Annotated in this window: 15 protein-coding genes; 4 read left to right on the plus strand and 11 right to left on the minus strand. The window is 63.9% G+C overall.

Annotated elements, in window-relative coordinates; genetic code table 11:
• Positions 1 to 21: 21 nt before the first annotated feature.
• Positions 22 to 840: an HDOD domain-containing protein gene (locus tag N430_RS03555; protein ID WP_178083370.1), complete on the plus strand. Its 819-nt coding sequence runs from the start codon at positions 22 to 24 to the stop codon at positions 838 to 840.
• 3 nt (positions 841 to 843) lie between these two features.
• Positions 844 to 1,656, plus strand: coding sequence for a bifunctional DNA-formamidopyrimidine glycosylase/DNA-(apurinic or apyrimidinic site) lyase (gene mutM / locus N430_RS03560; protein WP_110632885.1), 813 nt, complete (start codon positions 844 to 846; stop codon positions 1,654 to 1,656).
• 10 nt (positions 1,657 to 1,666) lie between these two features.
• On the opposite strand, the gene N430_RS03565 is transcribed toward mutM, so the two are convergent.
• The 5 genes from N430_RS03565 to N430_RS03585 form a co-directional block, all read right to left on the minus strand.
• Entirely contained in the window at positions 1,667 to 1,918 is a 252-nt protein-coding gene (locus tag N430_RS03565; RefSeq protein WP_008095804.1) for a YfhL family 4Fe-4S dicluster ferredoxin, read from the minus strand.
• Positions 1,919 to 2,026: 108 nt separating this feature from the next.
• Positions 2,027 to 2,506, minus strand: a complete 480-nt coding sequence (gene coaD / locus N430_RS03570; RefSeq protein ID WP_014861498.1) for a pantetheine-phosphate adenylyltransferase — start codon at positions 2,504 to 2,506, stop codon at positions 2,027 to 2,029.
• A gap of 111 nt (positions 2,507 to 2,617) precedes the next feature.
• Positions 2,618 to 4,216, minus strand: coding sequence for a GMC family oxidoreductase (locus N430_RS03575; protein WP_110632889.1), 1,599 nt, complete (start codon positions 4,214 to 4,216; stop codon positions 2,618 to 2,620).
• 17 nt (positions 4,217 to 4,233) lie between these two features.
• Positions 4,234 to 4,719: a twin-arginine translocation pathway signal protein gene (locus tag N430_RS03580; protein ID WP_110632892.1), complete on the minus strand. Its 486-nt coding sequence runs from the start codon at positions 4,717 to 4,719 to the stop codon at positions 4,234 to 4,236.
• Positions 4,719 to 6,149: a coniferyl aldehyde dehydrogenase gene (locus N430_RS03585; RefSeq protein WP_110632895.1), complete on the minus strand. Its 1,431-nt coding sequence runs from the start codon at positions 6,147 to 6,149 to the stop codon at positions 4,719 to 4,721. Before N430_RS03585 ends, N430_RS03580 begins: the two co-directional genes overlap by 1 nt.
• 151 nt (positions 6,150 to 6,300) lie before the next feature.
• Between N430_RS03585 and N430_RS03590 the strand changes: the two genes are divergently transcribed.
• Positions 6,301 to 6,966, plus strand: coding sequence for a TetR/AcrR family transcriptional regulator (locus N430_RS03590; RefSeq protein ID WP_110632898.1), 666 nt, complete (start codon positions 6,301 to 6,303; stop codon positions 6,964 to 6,966).
• Positions 6,967 to 7,000: 34 nt separating this feature from the next.
• Positions 7,001 to 7,855: a sulfurtransferase gene (locus N430_RS03595; protein WP_110632901.1), complete on the plus strand. Its 855-nt coding sequence runs from the start codon at positions 7,001 to 7,003 to the stop codon at positions 7,853 to 7,855.
• On the opposite strand, the gene N430_RS03600 is transcribed toward N430_RS03595, so the two are convergent.
• From N430_RS03600 to N430_RS03625, 6 genes are all read right to left on the minus strand, one after another.
• Positions 7,856 to 8,848 (minus strand): hydrolase, encoded by a 993-nt coding sequence (locus N430_RS03600; RefSeq protein ID WP_110632904.1) that lies wholly within the window; start codon positions 8,846 to 8,848, stop codon positions 7,856 to 7,858.
• 60 nt (positions 8,849 to 8,908) lie between these two features.
• On the minus strand, positions 8,909 to 10,279 hold the full coding sequence (locus N430_RS03605) for a pitrilysin family protein (protein ID WP_110632907.1): 1,371 nt from the start codon (positions 10,277 to 10,279) through the stop codon (positions 8,909 to 8,911).
• The gene (locus N430_RS03610; RefSeq protein WP_110632910.1) at positions 10,272 to 11,573 is read right to left on the minus strand and encodes a pitrilysin family protein; all 1,302 of its coding nucleotides are present in this window, start codon (positions 11,571 to 11,573) and stop codon (positions 10,272 to 10,274) included. Before N430_RS03610 ends, N430_RS03605 begins: the two co-directional genes overlap by 8 nt.
• Before the next feature lie 84 nt (positions 11,574 to 11,657).
• Complete coding sequence (rsmD, locus tag N430_RS03615) at positions 11,658 to 12,260, minus strand: 16S rRNA (guanine(966)-N(2))-methyltransferase RsmD (RefSeq protein WP_110632913.1); 603 nt, start codon at positions 12,258 to 12,260, stop codon at positions 11,658 to 11,660.
• The gene (locus N430_RS03620) at positions 12,260 to 13,744 is read right to left on the minus strand and encodes a pitrilysin family protein (RefSeq protein ID WP_110632916.1); all 1,485 of its coding nucleotides are present in this window, start codon (positions 13,742 to 13,744) and stop codon (positions 12,260 to 12,262) included. Before N430_RS03620 ends, rsmD begins: the two co-directional genes overlap by 1 nt.
• Positions 13,737 to 15,092: a pitrilysin family protein gene (locus N430_RS03625; RefSeq protein WP_110632919.1), complete on the minus strand. Its 1,356-nt coding sequence runs from the start codon at positions 15,090 to 15,092 to the stop codon at positions 13,737 to 13,739. The genes N430_RS03620 and N430_RS03625 overlap by 8 nt, the downstream gene beginning before the upstream one ends.
• Between the last annotated feature and the right edge of the window lie 149 nt (positions 15,093 to 15,241).

The raw sequence follows: 15,241 nt of genomic DNA on the forward strand, positions 1-15,241 counted from the left end.
CAAGCCTTGCAAGGCATCACCATTCCGCCGCAGCCGCAGATCATGGTCGACCTGCAGTTCGAGCAGTACATGCCTGATCCGGATCTGGAAACCATCGCCAAGCTGATTTCCCAGGACCCAGGGCTTGCCGGTGCCTTGCTCAAGCTGGTCAACTCGCCGCATTTCGGCCTGTCGAACAAGATCGGTTCGATCCAGCGTGCGGTTAACCTGCTGGGCAGCCGTTCGATCATCAATCTGATCAATGCGCAGTCGATCAAAGGCGAGATGACCGACGAGACCATCGTCACCCTCAACCGCTTCTGGGACACCGCCCAGGACGTGGCCATGACTTGCCTGACCCTGGCCAAGCGTACCGGCATCCAGGCGGCCGACGAGGCTTATACCCTCGGCCTGTTCCACGACTGCGGTGTACCGCTGATGCTCAAGCGCTTCCCCGAGTACATGCAGGTGCTCGAAGACGCCTACGCCAAGGCTGGTGAGGAAACGCGCGTGGTCGATACGGAGAACCGCGCCTTCAATACCAACCATTCCGTGGTCGGCTACTTCACGGCCAAGTCCTGGCGCCTGCCGGAGCACATCAGCGCGGCCATCGCCAACCACCACAATGCCCTGGCGATCTTCCGCGAAGATTCGTCGCGCAATACCCAGAGCCAGTTGAAGAATCTGCTGGCCGTGCTGAAGATGGCCGAGCACATCTGCGCCTCGTACCGTGTGCTGGGCAACCAGAACATCGACCATGAGTGGAATGCGGTCGGCCCGCTGGTGCTGGACTATATCGGTTTGTCGGAGTACGACTTCGAGACCTTGAAACAGAACATTCGCGAGTTGGGCGGGCACTGATCCATGCCGGAATTACCTGAAGTCGAAACCACCCGGCGCGGGATTGCACCCCACCTGGTAGGCCAGCGCGTCAGCCGCGTGGTAGTGCGTGACCGGCGCCTGCGCTGGCCGATCCCCGAGGATCTCGACGTGCGCCTGTCCGGGCAGCGCATTGTCAGCGTCGAGCGCCGGGCCAAGTACCTGTTGATCAACGCCGAAGTGGGCACCTTGATCAGCCATCTGGGCATGTCGGGCAACCTGCGCCTGGTAGAGCTAGGTTTGCCTGCAGCCAAGCATGAACATGTCGATATCGAGCTGGAATCGGGGCTGATGCTGCGTTATACCGACCCGCGACGCTTCGGTGCCATGCTCTGGAGCCTCGACCCGCTCAGCCACGAACTGTTGCTGCGCCTGGGACCGGAGCCGCTGACCGACCTGTTCGACGGTGAACGGCTGTTCCAGCTGTCGCGCGGGCGCTCGATGGCGGTCAAGCCCTTCATCATGGACAACGCGGTGGTGGTCGGCGTGGGCAACATCTACGCGACCGAGGCGCTGTTCGCTGCCGGCATCGACCCGCGCCGTGAGGCGGGCGGGATTTCCCGGGCGCGCTACCTGAAGCTGGCAATCGAGATCAAACGGGTGCTGGCGGCGGCCATCGAGCAGGGCGGCACGACGTTGCGCGATTTCATTGGCGGTGACGGGCAGCCGGGGTACTTCCAGCAGGAATTGTTCGTCTACGGGCGGGGCGGTCAGCCGTGCAAGCTGTGCGGCACGGCCTTGCGCGAGGTGAAGCTGGGGCAGCGGGCGAGCGTGTTCTGCCCGCGCTGCCAGCGCTAGCCGTCTGCGTTCAGGCCTTGCCGGTGATCCGGCGGTACTTGGCCATCAGCTCGTCTTCGGTTTCCGGGTGCGCTTCATCCAGTGGGATGCAGTCGACCGGGCAGACCTGCTGGCACTGCGGCTCGTCGTAGTGACCCACGCACTGGGTGCACAGGTTCGGGTCGATCACGTAGATCTCTTCGCCTTGGGAGATGGCCTCGTTCGGGCACTCGGGTTCGCAGACGTCGCAGTTGATGCAATCGTCGGTGATGATCAGGGACATGGGGACTCCGGCCGGGGCGCTTCGCCCGGGCATGTTCAACGCTTTGGGCACAATTGTGCCGCATTCGCGCCCGCAGTGCACGCGGGCGCGATGATCAGGCGCGCAAGGTTACTTCTTGAAGCGTTCGGTCAGCGCCTCGGCCACCACCGGGTGGACGAACTTGCTGATATCTCCGCCCAACGCGGCTATTTCCCGCACCAGCGTCGAAGAAATGAACGAATAGCGCTCCGAAGGCGTGAGGAACAGACTCTCGACGTCGGGCGCCAGTTGCCGGTTCATGTTCGCCAGCTGGAACTCGTATTCGAAGTCCGACACTGCGCGCAGGCCGCGCAGGAACACGTTCGCGCCCTGTTCCTTGGCGAAGTGCGCCAACAGCGACGAGAAGCCGATGACTTCGACATTGGGCAGGTGCTTGGTGACCTCACGGGCGAGCTCGACCCGTTGCTCCAGCGGGAACAGGGGGTTTTTCTTCGGGCTGGCCGCCACCGCGATGATCACGTGGTCGAACAGGCGCGAAGCGCGCTCGACCAGGTCGCCATGGCCTTTGGTAATGGGGTCGAAAGTACCCGGGTACAACACTCGGTTCATCGCGTCATCCTGGCTGGAGTGCGTTGGGGAGTCGGATGGTAGCGCAGCGATTGCGCCCGGCCAAGTCATGCGGCCGGCTGATGGCACTATAGACAGGGCGTGTATTTGTTGTCATGCACTCTGTGCCAGGCGGGCAGCCAAGGCCTCGGTCAGCCGGGCGCTGACGGCGTACACCGACAACTGCGGGTTGGCGCCGATGCTGGTGGGGAACAGTGAACCGTCGTGGATCGACAGGTTTTCCAGCTGATGATGGCGGCCCAGGCTGTCGCAGACCGCCTGACGCGGGTCGTCACCCATTGCACAGCCCCCCATGACATGGGCGCTGCCCAGCCGGGTACGGAACGGTTCCAGGCGCAAGGCGTCGATCACGCGCTGAACCTCTGCCAGGCTGGTAGCGGCGCGGGCATCGCTGTGGGCCGGGGTGACCTGCGAGGCGCCGGCAGCGAACTGGATTTGCGCCATGCTGTGATAGGCGCGGCGCAGGCCGTCGCGCAAATAGTCGGTGAGCGGGTAATCCAGCACCGGCGAGCCGTCACCGCGCAATTCCACTGCCCCGCCTGTACTTTCGGGGTGAAAGCCGTCTCGCAGCAGGGCCAGCATCACGTGAGTGTGCGGTAACTCCGCCATGCGCTGGGCATTGTCGCTGCCGTATCCACCGAGCAGGGTGCTGGCCAGGGCCGGGTGCAAAGGTGGCACTTCCAGCTTGTAGCCCACCGGCCCATCGACGCCGTCTTGCCACTGGAAGTGGTCGCTGTAGATCGACTGAGGAGCGCCGTAGTACGGGTCGATACGGTCATTGAAGCGTGCCGTGCTGAAGTTCACCAGGTGCAGGAAAGTCCGTTTGCCCAGGCGACCATGCGGGTCGGGAACCTTGGAGCGCAGCAACAGGGCCGGGCTGTTGATACCGCCCCCGGCCACGATGTAGTGGCGGGCGCGCACGCTGATCTGCCGGCCAGTGGGGTGTACGCCTTGAGCATCCAGCGCCTGGCACTTCAGCCCGGCGATGCGCTCGCCATTGTGTTCGAAGCGCTCGGCGCGGGCGAGGTAGAGCAGTTCACCGCCATTTTCGAGGGTCGCCGGGATGCGCGTGACCAGCATCGATTGCTTGGCATTCACCGGGCAGCCCATGCCGCAATAGCCGAGGTTCCAGCAACCACGCACGTTGCGCGGGATCACCGCCCAGCGATAGCCAAGCCGTTCACAGCCGCGTCGCAGTACCTCGTTGTTGGCGTTCGCCGGCATCGCCCAGGGCGTGATGCCCAGGTCGTGCTCGATACGCTCGAACCAGGGCTGCATGTCTTGCTCCCCCAGGCCCGTGACGCCATGGGCTGTGGCCCAGTGCGCCAGCGTCTGCGGTGGCGTGCGAAAGCTCGAAGTCCAGTTGATCAGGGTGGTCCCGCCGACGGCGCGGCCTTGCAGGATGGTGATGGCGCCATCCTTGCTCATCCGGCCCAGGCCTTCCTGATAGAGGCTGGCGTAGGCCTCGTCTTCCAGCAAGTGGAAGTCGCTGCTGGTCTTCAGTGGGCCTTCCTCGATCAGCAGTACCTTGAAGCCAGCGGCGCTGAGCATCTGCGCGCTGGTGGCACCACCGGCTCCGCTGCCGATCACGGCGATATCGGCCTCCAGCGTCAGGTCCTGCTCCAGGCGTGAACCGTCATGGGTGATCCAGCCGCGTTCGAGGCCTTGGCGAAACGGGTCGGTTACTGGCATTGAGGATGCTCTTGTTGTCAGATCTTGGGTGGGCCGGGGTAGCCGCATGCGGCCCAGGCTTCCGGGCGCTCGTACCAGGCCATTTGCAGCAGCTGCAGCAGCGAGGCATGGCCCATGCGCAGCAGGTTCAGCGAGCTGTCCTGCCAGCGCTGCAGAAAGGCCGTTACCTGCGCGCTGCTGGCCTGCTCCCAGGCCCCCCAGACCCCGGTCAAAGGGCCACGGGTCAGCGGCAGGCTGAGCACATCGAACAATTGCCGGGTGAGCTTGAGCATTTCCGGCGACAGCGCCGCCAGTTTGTGGTCGAGGCTGTGCAGCACCAGTTCGTCGTTGGCCGAGGTGCCGGCGAGCACTACCGGAATCAGCGCAAGCAAGGCCGGCAGGTCATCGTCACGCAGCACCAGGTAGCCGGCTGCGGGCGTTTGCGCGCTGCAGCCGACCAGGCTGGCGGTGCTCAGGAAAAGGCTGGCGCCCAGGCTGAAGCGCAGCAGGTCACGGCGCTGCATCAGCGGATGAACAGCTTGTAGACCAGGCGCTGCAAGGCCTTGCCATAGGGCGGGTAGATCAGCCGCGCGGCATTCAGGCGCTGCTTGGCCAGCACTGCCTTGGCCTTGCTGAAGGTCAGGAAGCCTTCATGGCCATGGTAATGGCCCATGCCAGAAGGGCCGATACCGCCGAATGGCAAGTCGTCCTGGGCCACGTGCAGCAGGGTGTCGTTCAAGCACACACCGCCGGAATGGCTGTACTGCAGCACGTGCTGCTGCTCGCTGCGGTCGTAGCCGAAGTAGTACAGCGCCAGGGGGCGAGGGCGTTGACTGATGTAGGCCAGGGCTTCGTCGAGTTGGTCGTAAGGCACCAGCGGCAGCAACGGACCGAAGATCTCGTCCTGCATCACCTGCATGCTGTCGTTGACCCGGGTCAGCAAGTGCGGCGGCAGGCGCCGGCCCTGGCGCGTCTCGTCGGGATACAGGTCGAGCACCTGGGCGCCCTTGCTGCGGGCGTCGTCCAGCAGGTGCTGCAGGCGCTGTAACTGGCGTGGGTTGATGATGGCGCTGTAGTCGGGGTTGTCGGCGATGCGTGGGTACATGCGCTGCACGACCTTGCGATAGGCATCGGCGAAGTCGTTCAGGCGCTCGCGCGGCACCAGCACGTAGTCAGGTGCGACGCAGGTCTGGCCGGCGTTCAGGGTCTTGCCGAAGGCGATGCGCTCGGCGGCGGCGACCAGTGGCACGCTGGCCGAGACGATGGCGGGCGATTTTCCGCCCAGCTCCAGGGTCACCGGGGTCAGGTTTTGCGCAGCTGCCAGCATGACCTGGCGGCCGATGCTGGTGGCGCCGGTGAACAGCAGGTGGTCGAAGGGCAGGCGGGCGAACGCCTGGCCGACTTCGACTTCGCCCAGCACCACGCTGACCAGGTCCTCGGGAAACACCCGTTGCAGCAAAGTTTTCAGTGCCTGCGCGCTGGCCGGGGTGGACTCGCTGAGCTTGAGCATGACCCGGTTGCCGGCCGCGAGGGCACCAGTCAGCGGGCCGATGGCGAGAAACAGCGGGTAGTTCCATGGAACGATGATGCCCACCACGCCCAACGGCTGGTACAGCACGCGAGCGCTGGCTGGCTGGAAGGCCAGGCCCACGGCGCGCCGGGCCGGACGCATCCAGCGCTGCAAGTGGCGTTCGGCGTGGCGAATGCCCTGCACCGATGGCAGTAGTTCGGCCAGCAGGGTCTCGTCGGCGCTGCGCCCGCCGAAGTCAGCATCGATAGCCGCGATCAGCTGCTGTTGGTCTGCAAGCAGCGCCTCGCGCAGGCTTTTCAGCCACTGCCGCCGCTGAGCCGCTGGCGGCATGGGATTGCCGGCAAAGGCTTGGCGCTGAGCGGCGAACGTCGCTTCAAGGTCGGTGTCGGAATGCATAGGAGGCAAAGCGATGGGCGAGGTCACGGCGGTCTCTCGTCTGGGCTTGAAGTCCCTAGAGCCTATACTCTAATTCGTACCATGGTGCGACTTTTTTCGCTGGCGCAAACGGTGCATCAGCGGTGTGATTCACCGTAAGATGACCCATTATCGAAAGCCCGCAGACTGGGAGCTGAGCATGGCCCCGCGCATGAAAACCCGAGAGCGCATCGTGCAGAACAGCCTGGAGCTGTTCAACCAGCAGGGCGAACGCAGCGTCAGTACCAACCACATTGCCGCGCACATGGAAATCTCGCCCGGCAACCTGTACTACCACTTCCCCAACAAGCAGGCGATCATCGCCCTGCTGTTCAGCCAGTACGAAGAGCTGGTGGACAGCTTCCTGCGCCCGCCGCAGGGCCGCGCGGCCACGGTCGAGGACAAGCGGTTCTACCTCAAGGCACTGCTCGCGGCGATGTGGAACTACCGCTTCCTGCACCGTGACCTGGAACACCTGCTGGAAAGCGACCCCGAACTGGCCGCCCGCTACCGGCGCTTTTCCGAACGCTGCCTGCGCCAGGGCCAGGCGATCTACCGCGGCTTCGTCGATGCCGGGATCCTGACCATGGCGCCTGCGCAGATCGAATCGCTGACCATCAATGCCTGGATCGTGCTGACTTCGTGGGTACGTTTTCTCAGCACCACGCGCGAACATTCTGCGCACCTGGGTGAAGAAGCCTTCAAGCGTGGCGTCTATCAGGTGCTGGTGCTGGAGCTGGGTTTCGTCACCAGTAACGCCCGCAGCGCCGTGGACGCCCTGTGCCAGGAATTCCACGTTCCGTTCAATCAGGCCCTGGAACAGTAACCAGGGCCTTCGAGCCATCGATCAGGAGATTGTCATGCCCCTTGCGCAATTGATCACCCCGCAACAGCTGGCCGAGCGTCTGGACTCGCCCAAGCTGGTGATCCTTGATTGTCGTTTTGCCCTGGAGGATGTGGATTACGGCCAACGCAGTTACGCCGAGGGGCATATCGCCGGGGCGCATTTTGCCGACCTGGAGCGTGACCTGAGCGGGCCGGTGATTAAAGGCCGTACCGGCCGCCATCCGCTGCCGGACCCGCATCGCCTAATCGAGCGCCTGCGTGAATGGGGCCTGGATGACGACAGCGAAGTGGTGCTGTACGACGATGGCCCTGGCGCCTTTGCCGCCCGAGCCTGGTGGTTGCTGGTCTGGCTGGGCAAGCGCAGTGGCGTGGCTATCCTCGACGGTGGCCTCAAGGCCTGGCATGCGGCGCACCTGCCGCTGAGCCTGGATGCGCCGGCCAAACGCGAGGGGACGTTCAGTGGCGAGGCGGACGCCAAGCTGCTGATCGACGCCGAGCACCTGGCCAAGCGCCTGGGCAGCCCTGACCTGACCCTGATCGATGCCCGTGCATTGCCGCGCTTCCGGGGTGAGGTCGAGCCGATCGACCCTGTGGCAGGGCATATTCCGGGCGCCCAGTGCGCAGCCTTCAACGAAAACCTCGGTGCCGATGGACGATTCCTGACACCGGAACAGCTCAAGCAGCGCTTTGCCGAGAAATTGGCCGGACGTGCCCCGGAACAATTGGTGGCCTACTGCGGGTCAGGGGTGACGGCTTGCCATAACCTGTTTGCCCTGGCGCTGGCGGGGTATCCGTTGGGCAGGCTGTATGCCGGGTCGTGGAGTGAGTGGATCAATGATCCCAAGCACGGTGTGGCGACTGGCGAGTAATCACTGACCGTCGACCAGCCACTGCGGAATCCGCCGCTCCAGGTAATAGCCCGGGTTCCGCAGGCTGCCGTCGACAAACCCGACATGCCCACCCCGTTCATGCAGCTCGAATTGCGTCTGTGCTGCCAGTTCACTGGCTGAGGGCAGGCTGTGGCCGAACACGAACGGGTCATCGGTGGCATGAATGATCAGCGTCGGCGTGCGGTTTTCCCCCAGATAGAACCGGCTCGATGAGCGTCGATAGTAATCGTGGGCGTCGTTGAAACCGTTGAGCGGCGCGGTGACCTTGCCGTCGAAATCCCAGAATGTTTTCAACCTGCCCAATGGCCCCAGTCGGTCGAGTGCAGCCAGCCCCTCGTAATGTCCGCGGTCGCGAAAGTGCCGTTGTTTTACCTGCACGTAGGCCATCATCTCGCGCATGAAGTGCGCCTGGTACACCTTGGAGAAGCCCTGGCCGATGCGGTCAGCGCACTGGTCCAGGCGAAACGGCACCGATACGGCCACTGCGGCTTCCAGTTGGCTGGCAGAGCCACTTTCCCCCAGGTACTTGAGCAGCACATTGCCGCCCAGCGAGTAGCCGACGGCATACAGCGGAGCCAATGGGCGTTGGGCGTGGAGGTGGGCGACCACCTCGGCGAGGTCCTCGCTGGCACCGGAGTGATAGCTTCGCGGCAACAGGTTGGGTTCGCCCGAGCAACCGCGCCAGTTCACCGCCACACTGGCCCAGCCGCGGGCTTGCAGCGACTGTTGCAGGCCTTTGACGTAGGGCGAATGGGATGAACCTGTCAGGCCATGCAGCACCAGCACCAGCGGCGCATCCGGGCTATGCGGCCCATGCCAGTCGAGGTCGAGAAAATCGCCATCAGCCAGCCACAGGCGTTCACGGCTTCGTTCCAGCGTCGGCAGCTTGCGCCACAGCGGCCCCCACAGGGTTTGCAGGTGGGGGTTGGACAGGCCGATGGCCGGGCGGAACGTGGCGGTGAGACTGGGCATGCTGGGCGACTCGTGATTTGCCCGCGTAGAGTGCCATGAAACCCCGCCACTGTACCTGCCCTATTGGTAGGGGGCTGGCAGAGGTTGTTGCTCGACGCTTGGGCCGACACTGACTTGTACGATGTAGCTTAGGTCGAGATGGCGCTGCATGGCGGCGCGGACATCTGCCGGCGTCAACTTGTTGATGCGCTCGAGGTAGGTGTTGAGATGATCGTCAGGTTGACGTTGATGGGTCAGCTCCGAAAGCAATCCCGCCAGGCGCTTGTTCTGGGCGACACCACGCAGCAATTGCCCTTCCAGTTGTTTGCGTGCCACTTGCAACTCGGCCTCTGTTGGGCCTTGCTCGATGAAGTCGCCCAACAAGTTCGCAACCAGAGCCTGGGAGCCCTCCACATGCGCTGGGGCGACTTCCCATTCGACGGTGAACAGCCCGCCTGCCCGCAATGGCGATACACGGGTGTGCACGCCGTAAGTGAGGCCTCGGCGTTGGCGCAATTCCACCATCAGGCGCGATTCGAACCCTTCGCCCAGCACATCGCTGGCCAGTACCAGTGCCGGGAAATCCGGGTCATTGGCGGGTACGTTCAAGGGAAGAGCCAGCAGGACTGCACTGCTCGTGCCGGGCTGTTCGACTTTCAGGGTCGCGCTGGTAGCTGGCGGAACAGTGGGGAGGTCTGCTGCCGACCAGCCCTGTGGCAGAGCCTGGCTGATCTGGTGCGAGAGTGCTTGAGCCTCGGTCAGGGAAAGGTCTCCGACCATGACCATCTCCAGGTTGCTGGCGGAATAGGCGCGTTGATGGAATGTTCGCAAGTCGTCTGTGCTAACCGCCGTTACACCCTGTTCCGTGCTGCCCAGTGGGCAGCCATAAGGATGGCCGTTGAACAAGTGGCGGAAGGCTTCGATACGCGCCCTCGATGCAGGGCGGCGCTCGCGTGAAGCGCTGCTCTGCAGCAACTGCTGTTTGACCTTGTCCAGAGCCGAGGAAAGGAATGCAGGATGTGCCACAAGGTTGGTGAAAAGCGCCAGGGCCGGCTCTAGCAGGGCCTGGGTGCTCAGGCTACGCAGGCTCAGCGTTGCATGTTCCAGGCGTATCTGCTTTTCGATGATCGCACCCAGGTATTCGATGCGCTCGGCCTGTTGAGCTGCCGTGTACTGATGGCTGCCTTCGTCGAGCATGTACAACGTCAAGGCTGCCAGGCCTGGGTGCGCAGTGTCCTGAGCAGTGCCGGCCTTGAATCTCAGTATCACATCGACGATTGGTAACCCGCGAGCTTCGACGAACTTCACGCCTGCCCCCGCTTCTGTTGTCCAGGCTTGCACTTGGGTTCGGACAGACTCGAACTGATCCAGGTCGAGCCCCTGGGCGGAGACCAGTCCGCCGTAAATGCTGTTGGTCTCGGTAGGCTTTGGTGTAGGAGTCGAGTCATGCATGATTGCTTTCCTTGTTGTGCATGAAAGTCATGGCGACGCGGGAATCGGTCAGGAACTCAAGGGCTGCCTGGCCAACCTGTTCGGCTGTCACGGCTTCGATGGCTTTTCGCTCATTTTCCAGCGCAATGGGGTCCAGGCCGCAGGCGGCCTGTTTGCCGATGACCTGTGCTTGCTGGTCGATGTCGTCCCTTTCGAACAATTGCCTGGCCAGCAGGCGAACCTTGGCGCGCTGGAGGTCTTCCCTGGAAGGCGCCGACTGGCGAAAGGCTTCGATTTCCAGCATCAGCCTTGCGGCTGCGATTTCTGGCGTTACCTGCGGACTGCAGAATGCGTAGAGCGCCAGCAAGCTGTCACCGCGCTGCCAGGGTTCATAGGCAGATCTCAGGCCCTGCAGAATCGGGTCATCCAGAACCAGTCGTCGTTGCAGGATGCTGCTGTATCCGTCGGCAAGCAGATCGGGCAGGAGCCGCAATGCGTAAGCTTGTTCGCTGGATTGGGCAGTGCGTTGGCTGGGCAGGTTGAAACTGAGAATCGCGCCTGTGTACTGGCCCGGTAGCCGAATCGTCTGATGGCGTCGACTCTGCAAAGGGGGAGCGGCGGGTGTCACTCGCGCTGGCAGGCGGTTGGCCGGGATCGTTGCAAAGTGCCGTACTACCAGGCTTTGCAGCTGTGGCAGGGTAATGTCGCCGGCGATTGCAAGTGTGGCGTTGTTGGGTCGGTACCAGGTCTGGTACCAGGTCCTGGCCGCAGCAGGCGTCAACTGCTCAAGATCAGCTTGGTGGCCAATGACGGGAATGCCATAGCCGCCGAAGCCGTAAGCCAGTGACTGGTGATGTTCCAATGCCAGTGCCAAGGGGCTGTTGTCGACTTGTTCTCGGCGCTCGGCCATGACCACATTCAGTTCGCGAGCGAAAGGTGTATCGCTGAGTGTGGCGCTGGTCATGACATCAGCCATGGCCTCCAGAGCAATCTCCAGGCGGCTGCTTGGCAGCGTCAGCGGAAAGACCGTGGCATCGGTTGAAGTGAATGCATTGGGATTACCGCCAAGACGAGTCATGACAGCCGAGTATTGGCCATCTGTCAGTTTGCTGCTGCCTTCGAACAGCAGATGCTCAAGGGCGTGGGAGAGACCGGTATGGCCCGCTGGTTCGTAGCTCGAACCGACGTGATACCAGAGCTGCGTACTGACCAGCGGTGCGCGGTGGTCTTCACGCAGGTAGATGCGCAGGCCGTTGGAGAGGCTGAACGACTGTACCGTGCTGCCCGGGAGGGGCGTGAAAGGGCGTTCGATCATGGTTGAAGTGCTCCTGCAAGAACGAGGGAGCAACTTCAACCATGCTGGCGGCGGATTTGCGGTAACTAAGTACGGCTTGCGGTGTCAGCCCCGTTGCCAGAGCGCGTAATGCACCTGGCCGGTCTTCTTCTCACGGTGCAGGCGCCAGTTGCCGGGCATCGGCAGCGTCGACGGGGCGGCCTCGCTTTCGGTGTAGATCCACGCCTGTTCGCGCAGCCACTGGTTCTGCTCCAGCAGGTTGCAGGTGTTGGCCAGCAGGTCCTGGTGGAACGGCGGGTCGAGGAACACCACGTCGAATTGCTGCTTGGCCGGATTCTGCAAATAACGCAGGGCGTCGGTCTGCAGGATCTGCCCGCGCGGGCAGCGCAGGAGCTCGAGGTTGTTCTTCAGGTTGCTGATGGCCGCCGGGTTGCTGTCCAGCGCCACGGCATTCTCGGCGCCACGGGACAGCGCCTCCAGCACCAGGGCGCCACTGCCGGTGAAGGCATCCAGCACCTGGGCGCCTTCGATGTAGGGCGCCAGCCAGTTGAACACGGTTTCGCGCACGCGGTCAGGCGTTGGGCGCAGGCCCTCGCCTTCCGGTACCGCCAGGCGGCGGCTGCGCCACTCGCCGGCGATGATGCGCAGGTGACCCTGGCCCTTGCTTTGGCCCTGCTGCGGGCGGGCGGGAGGGGTGGATCTAGGCATTAGTGCTCCGGTACGCCGAGCGGCTGCTCGGACGGTTTGTCAGTGGGGGCAGGCAGTGGCTGCTGTGGCACTTTTGGGCCAACGGTGACGATCACCAGTTTATCGGCTGCCAGGTGCTTGTTCATCGCCGTTTTGACTTGTTCGACAGTCAGCGCCTGGGACTGCTGCATGAAGTCTTCCAGCCAGGTCAGTGGCAGGTTGTAGAAGCCGATGGCACCGAGTTGGCCGACGATGCTGGCGTTGCTGGCATTGGACAGCGGGAAGCTGCCGGCCAGTTCGCGTTTGGCGTCGTCCAGTTCCTGCTGGGTCGGGCCGCTCTTGAGGTAATCGGCGAGGATGTCCTGGACCAGCTTGAGCGTACCCTCACTGAGTTCGGCGCGGGTCTGCAGGTTGATCATGAACGGGCCACGCACCTGCATCGGGCTGAATACCGAGTACACACCGTAGGTCAGGCCGCGTTTTTCGCGGACTTCGCTCATCAGGCGGGTGCCGAAGGCACCGCCGCCGAGGATCTGGTTGCCCAGCGACAGGGCCGGCCAGTCCGGGTCCTGGCGGTCGATACCGAGTTCGGCGAGCATCAGGTGAGTCTGCTTGCTCGGGAAGTCGATATGGGTGACGCCGGCCTTGGGTTCAACCGGCTGGGCCGGTTTGGCCAGTGCCGGGCCTTTGGGCAGGGCAGCGGACACCTGGGCGGCGACGGCCTCGGCTTCCTCGCGGCTGAGGTCGCCGACCAGGGCGATCACTGCGTTGCCAGCGGCATAGGCCTTGGCGTGGAAGGCGCGCAACTGCTCGAGGGTGATGCCTGGCACGCTCTCGGCGCTGCCATCGCTTGGTTGAGCGTAAGGGTGGTCGCCGTAGAGCTTGCTGAACAGGGCCTTGCCAGCGATCTTGCCGGGGTTCTGTTTCTCGTACTCGAAACCAGCCAGCAGCTGGTTCTTGATGCGTTTCAGTGCATCTTCCGGGAAGGTCGGCTTGCCGGTCACTTCGGCGAACAGCTTGAGGGCTGGCTCGCGCTTGTCCTTGGCGCTCAGGCTGCGCAGCGAGGCCACGGCCATGTCGCGGTAGGAACCGTTGCCAAAGTCGGCACCCAGGCCTTCGAAGCCTTCGGCGATGGCGGTCACGTCCTTGCCGGCCACGCCCTCGTTGAGCATGGCGTTGGTCAGGGTGGCCAGGCCGGGGGTGTTGCCGTCCTGGCTGCTGCCGGCGGCGAAGGTCACGCGCAGGTCGAACATCGGCAGCTCTCGGGCCTCGACGAACAATACCCGGGCGCCTTCGGCGGTGGTCCAGTGCTGGATGTTCAGCTGGCGCCGGCTGGGCGCCTTGCCGTCAAGCTCGGCCAGCGATTGCAGGGTATTGGCCGGGCGCGCGGCGCTGCTTTCGGCTTCGGAATGCGCCGGGCGGGCGAGCACGGCGGCCACGGCCACTACCAGCGCGATGATGCCCGTGCCGATCAGGGTGTAGCGTGGTGCGCTGCGATCACTCATGAGCGGACTCCTCGGGCAGTACATGGGCAACGCTCAGGCGTTCGCGGGTGAAATAGGTGCGTGCGGCGTTTTGCACGTCTTCCGGGGTGACGCGCTTGAGTTCGTCCAGCTCGCTGTCGATCAGCTTCCAGGACAGGCCGACGGTTTCCAGCTGGCCAATGGTGGTGGCCTGGCTGCTGATGGAGTCGCGGTCGTAGACCAGGCCGGCGATGACCTGGGCACGCACGCGCTCCAGCTCTTCGGCGCTCGGCGGGGTGGTCTTGAGCTCGTCGAGCAGCTGCCAGACGCCTTTTTCGACGTCGGCCAGGGTTTTCTGCTTCTGCACGTTCGGCGTGGCCGAGATCAGGAACAGGCTGTCGCCACGGGTGAAGGCGTTGTAGCTGGACGAGGCGCCGGCCACCAGCTCCTGGCCCCGTTCCAGGCGTGCCGGCATGCGCGCGCTGTAGCCGCCATCGAGCAGCGCCGAGATCAGCCGCAGGGCGTGTACGGTGCGTGGGTCCTTGGCGGTGGCCAGGCCCGGTACGTTGAAGCCGTAGATCAGGCTAGGCAACTGGGTGCGCACGTGCAGGGTCAGTTGGCGCTGGCCTGGCTCGGCCAGCTCCAGCGGCAGTTTGGCCGGTGGCACGGTGCGCTTGGGAATGCTGCCGAAGTATTTCTGTGCCAGGCCTTTGACTTCATCGGCGGTGACATCACCGACCACCACCAGGGTGGCGTTGTTCGGCGCGTACCAGGATTCGTACCAGTGGCGCAGCTCCTCGACCTTCATGCGCTCGAGGTCGGCCATCCAGCCGATGGTCGGGGTGTGGTAGCCGCTGGCCGGGAAGGCCATGGCGCGGAACAGCTCGAAGGCCTTGGAGCTTGGCTGGTCATCGGTACGCAGGCGGCGCTCCTCCTTGATCACCTCGATTTCGCGGGCGAACTCGTCGGCAGGCAGCCGCAGGCTGGCCAGGCGGTCGGCCTCCAGCTCCAGGGCCACCGGCAGGCGGTCGCGGGCCAGCACCTGGTAATAGGCGGTGTAGTCGTCGCTGGTGAAGGCGTTTTCTTCCGCGCCGAGGTCACGCAGGATGCGCGAGGCCTCGCCGGGGCCGATCTTGGCGCTGCCCTTGAACATCATGTGCTCCAGGGCATGGGACAAGCCGGTCTGGCCCGGGGTCTCATAGCTGGAACCGACCTTGTACCAGATCTGCGAGACGACCACCGGGGCGCGGTGGTCTTCGCGCACGACCACCTTGAGGCCGTTGTCGAGGATGAATTCGTGGGTCGGTTGCACGTCGGCGGCAAAGGCCGCAAGCGGCAGGCAGAGCGTGCTGAGCAACAGGCCAGCGGCGCGGCGGGCTAGAGCATTCATACGGTGATTAACCTGTTCGGCGGCCCGCTGGTTTAGCGTCGGCGGGCCAGGAGGTGCTAGGATACTGATCCGGTTGCCTGGCGACCATGCCTGTCGCCGTTCTGGCCCGCAGGCCCATTAAGACAAAACATTGCGCATGAACCAGTCGG

The sequence above is a fragment of the Pseudomonas sp. CC120222-01a genome, from assembly GCF_003097235.1.
GTDB lineage: Bacteria > Pseudomonadota > Gammaproteobacteria > Pseudomonadales > Pseudomonadaceae > Aquipseudomonas.